Consider the following 3,881-nt stretch of genomic DNA (forward strand, 5'->3'; position numbering starts at 1 on the left):
CCCGGCATCATGGAGCGCTGCGGCGTCTCGCGCCGGGAGGCCATGTCTTCCGCTCTCAAGGCCGCTTGGCAGGTCGCCAAGGCCGCCCGCAGCGCCGCCGCTCACTGACCTTCTAACCCCGCCGGGCTGAGCCCCGGCTCGCATCCCCTTCACCACCACCGCCCCACCGCCACGAGCCCATCACGGAGACCGAGGCGCCCGAGACTGCGCTGCCGGAGGTGGCGGCCGAGCTGGCACTCTAGGCGGTCGTGCTGCCCTGGCGGGGGCGCGGGAACGTCATCGCCGCAGGTGGCACGTTTCTCGTCGACCTGTTGGAACGGGCGTGATGCAGGGTCCGATGTGGGTGAAGACCAGCCGTTGCCTCGTTGCTGGAAAGCTGACGTTCGGCAACGCATCTACGATGGATGTCCGGTTGCACCCCGGGCGGCATGCAATGTCTGAGCTCGACGCCCTGCCAACACTCAACCATGCAAGAACGTCGAGAGCGTAAGATTTTTACATTCCGCCTCGGAAGGCGTATGGTTGAAACGGATAATGCCCGTGACCTCTCAGGGAGGTGAGCATGACGGATCGTGTAGATGCCCGCATGGCGAAGCTGCACGTGATGGCCGCCTTGCTCGGCATCCCGGTGGACAGCTTCTTCGGCGGCCATGCGGCGGCGGAACGCTGCGGCGAAGTGAGTGAGTGCCTGCGGCTGTGGGACAAGATTAAGACCGCCGATGGCCACCATCAGGCGCTGGAGTACCTGCGCGAACTGGCGGATGAGCCGAAGACGTGAGGCTGCGACGTCCAGGTCGATCACACTTCCGGATCGGTGTTTCCCTCGATCAGCCGGGCGTACTCGATCTCCGGCAGACCGTAGGTGTCCCCCGCTAGGTCGAGCAAACCGTCGCGGTCGATGATCTGGACGCGGCCACGGCGCCCGACGACCAAGCCAGCCTTCTGCAACACTTGCATCGCGATGGTCACACCGGGCCGCTCGATGCCCAGCATCAGCGCCATGAATTCCTGCGTGACCGTGATCTCGTCGTCATCGCTTCGGTCCTGGCACATCAACAGCCAGCGGGCGAGACGCACCGTCGTGCTGCCCTTGGCGTTGGCGTAGGCCGTCTGCGCGGTCTGAATGTGCTGGGCCTGGACGTATCGGCACAGGATGCGACGAAGCGCAGGGCGCACCTCGGTCATCTCGCGCAGCGTGCGCGCACTGATCGACAACACCTGCCCAGCCATCTGCACGAAGTGCGTGTGCGGGCTACGGTCGTCGTCTAGCAGGATGGGGGCGCCGCCGACCATGGCCTCGCGCCCGAGTAGCCCGATCTCGACGCGGCCACTCGGCGCGTCGCTTGTCACGGAGACGATGCCCGCCTCCACGAAGTAGATGGTCTCGATCACTGTGTTGGCCGAGATGAGCACCTGCTTGAGGGTTAGTACCTCAGGGCGCAACACGGGCTGCAGCGCGGCGAAATCCTCTGGCGCGAGCGCGCGCAGGAGGCGGTTGCGCAGGTCGGCCTGCTCGGGGTCTGCCATGACGGCTCTCGCACAGAGGGCAAGAGCACAAAAGCGTCCCTTAACCGCCAGCGCCCGGGTCGAGCCGACGACGCGCATGAACTATGGCAGTTCTTGCAGTTTAGCAATGATCTTGTCGATACGCGCAATAGGTAAATATTTTGAGATTATTGATGGGCGTTAAATCCTCATTCAGGACTGAACATCCTTGGCGGGTGGGAGCTACTTTTTTCCGACTGCAAAACTTCTCTGGCGAACGCGAACACCGCGTCACGACCTTCCTGCGAACTGATTGCGAGCCACATCTGGATCAGATGCGAAGTGCCCCTCGGGGTGCCCGCCGGTGTGGGCTCGTAGAAATGGTCCGGGGAGCAGCCGAGCACCTGGGCGACCCGGGCCAGCGTCGCGTGGTCGCAGGCGGCCGAAGTCATAGCCATCTCTTTGGGCGTCGACATGTCCATGCCGTTTTCTCGTATCGATCCGCCGGGTCAAACCGGCTGAAAATACACCCTAGCATTGCATTTCGGGTTGTAAAACCGTAAATATCGTACAACAATAAAACTGAAGATCGATTTGTAAAAATCATACACTTCGTTTCCTCCTAGGGCGGAAGGAAAAGATCATGGATCATAACCTTGATCTGTATGCTGTTGCCGATGCGGTCATGGCCGCCCATGAGCTGATCAAGAAACAAGGCACGCGGGAGATGAAAGCCTTGAGCCGAACGCTCCTATTCACGATCGGCCGAGAGATCGCACGGCGCAGCGAACAGCCTCAGGGTGTGGACATTCGCGATCTCGACGGTGGCAATCGGCGGTAACGCTCACCCACGACATAATCGTAAACCGCTACGCTCAGCATCGGCGCATCATGCTGTGCGCTGTTCTACGAGCGCGAGAGTTATAGCATGATTTTCGTGACTGACGCCGCAGGCCAGTGCGTCTACATCAGCCAGGAATGGACGGCGCTAACTGGACAAGAGGCCGCAAATGCCCTTGGCCAAGGGTGGCTGACCTGCGTCCATCAAGATGATCGCCAGACTGTCATCGACACACTGGATCTAGCACTTTGGACTATCGCGGAGTTCAGCATGCGCTACCGCCTGCTCAAGGCGGACGGCGTCCTTTGCTGGGTTGGGTCGGGCGGCGTGCCATCGTTCGGCATCGAGGGCAACCGCTTCATCGGCTACCTCGGCTCGATCACCGAACTCGCCGAGGGTGCGACGGACACGATCATCGCCTACGGCGATGTCGAGCGGTTCGTCCCGCCACCACAGCACCCGGCAACGAGGTCGAATTGCACCCTAGACTTGATCGCCGACCATTTGATCCTGGCGCACACCTTGATCGAGGGAGATGGCGGGAAGGAAGCCCTGCCCGACCTGCGCAACGCGCTGTTCAAAATCGGGCGGGCGCTGGCCGCGCGGACGAAACAGCTTGTCCGCACAGTGAACTAACGCGGGCAGCCCACCGGTAAGCAGACCTTCCGAAGAGCCAAAAATGGTCGGTTGCAGGTGGCAGGACCTGCTGCGCCTGATAGAGCGGTGGCTCGCCTGCCATGAAGCCATCGCCGACCTGCTGCCGGACGTGCCCGAGCCCAGGCGTATCAGGAAGGCGAGGGCGATCCTCCAATCGCTGGACGTGATCAGGAGGCGCGTAGCAGCCGTTCCGCCACCCCCTCCTGCTTAACCTTCACTTAGTTGAGCCGATCCCGCATCAGCTTGCTCGGGCTGAAGTGGATGCTCGTCTTGGCCGCCACCTCCACACAGGCGCCGGATCGCGGGTTGCGGCCGGTGCGAGCCTTGATCGTCCACGTCGAGAAAGCACCGAAGCCCCGCAGCTTGACGCGGTCGCCGTCCGCCAGGGCCCCGGCGATCCGGTCGAGGATGGAGTCGATCACCGCCTCGACGTCCCGGGCGTAGAGGTGCGGGTTCCGTTCCGCGACGCGGATGACAAGCTCAGATCGGATCATGCCGGGTAGCTCCCGAGATCTCGGCGAAGGTGCAAGCACGACCCGGCAGCGGCCCTTACTTTCGCTCCTCTTCGTCCACTTTGCTTCGGGCAGGATCGCCATCAGCGTCGGGTTTGAAGAAATCCTCGATCGGTCTGCCGAGGACATCCGCGAGGCGCTTTAGCGTCCGCAGCGTGCGCTCGTGCTCACGTGTCGCAGCGGCCTGCTCCCCCGAAGGGAGGCGGATGTCGCGGCCGCTCTTTTTGTCGCACTCACCCATCATGATCCGGGCCGGCGTGACGAACACGCAGGCCGCGCCGACCACCAGCATCACCGCGATTGCGTACATGCCGGCCGCGGTGCTGCCGGTGGCGTCGCGCAGGGCCCCGATCACGTAGGGGCTGGCGAAGCCCGCGAGGTTCCCC

The 3,881-nt window shown here is 62.9% G+C and carries 6 protein-coding genes and 1 pseudogene; 3 read left to right on the top strand and 4 right to left on the bottom strand.

Annotated elements, in window-relative coordinates; all coding sequences use genetic code 11:
* Positions 1-586: 586 nt before the first annotated feature.
* Complete coding sequence (locus MKK69_RS25505) at positions 587-778, top strand: hypothetical protein (protein ID WP_243972583.1); 192 nt, start codon at positions 587-589, stop codon at positions 776-778.
* A gap of 20 nt (positions 779-798) precedes the next feature.
* Here the strand turns inward: MKK69_RS25505 and MKK69_RS25510 are convergent, their stop codons facing one another.
* Together MKK69_RS25510 and MKK69_RS25515 are read right to left on the bottom strand one after the other, a co-directional pair.
* Positions 799-1,527, bottom strand: a complete 729-nt coding sequence (locus tag MKK69_RS25510) for a Crp/Fnr family transcriptional regulator (protein WP_243972587.1) — start codon at positions 1,525-1,527, stop codon at positions 799-801.
* A 167-nt stretch (positions 1,528-1,694) separates the two neighbouring features.
* Positions 1,695-1,967, bottom strand: coding sequence for a hypothetical protein (locus MKK69_RS25515; protein WP_243972588.1), 273 nt, complete (start codon positions 1,965-1,967; stop codon positions 1,695-1,697).
* A 161-nt stretch (positions 1,968-2,128) separates the two neighbouring features.
* On the opposite strand from MKK69_RS25515, the gene MKK69_RS25520 reads away from it, so the two are divergent.
* The gene (locus MKK69_RS25520; RefSeq protein ID WP_243972590.1) at positions 2,129-2,326 is read left to right on the top strand and encodes a hypothetical protein; all 198 of its coding nucleotides are present in this window, start codon (positions 2,129-2,131) and stop codon (positions 2,324-2,326) included.
* Positions 2,327-2,413: 87 nt separating this feature from the next.
* Positions 2,414-2,962: a PAS domain-containing protein gene (locus MKK69_RS25525; protein WP_243972592.1), complete on the top strand. Its 549-nt coding sequence runs from the start codon at positions 2,414-2,416 to the stop codon at positions 2,960-2,962.
* Positions 2,963-3,201: 239 nt separating this feature from the next.
* Here the strand turns inward: MKK69_RS25525 and MKK69_RS25530 are convergent, their stop codons facing one another.
* Both MKK69_RS25530 and MKK69_RS25535 read right to left on the bottom strand, forming a co-directional pair.
* Entirely contained in the window at positions 3,202-3,477 is a 276-nt protein-coding gene (locus MKK69_RS25530) for an HU family DNA-binding protein (RefSeq protein ID WP_243972594.1), read from the bottom strand.
* A 55-nt stretch (positions 3,478-3,532) separates the two neighbouring features.
* A pseudogene (locus MKK69_RS25535) lies at positions 3,533-3,881 on the bottom strand (hypothetical protein); the annotation flags it as partial.

Source organism: Methylobacterium sp. J-026 (genome assembly GCF_022829585.1).
Taxonomy (GTDB): Bacteria; Pseudomonadota; Alphaproteobacteria; order Rhizobiales; family Beijerinckiaceae; genus Methylobacterium.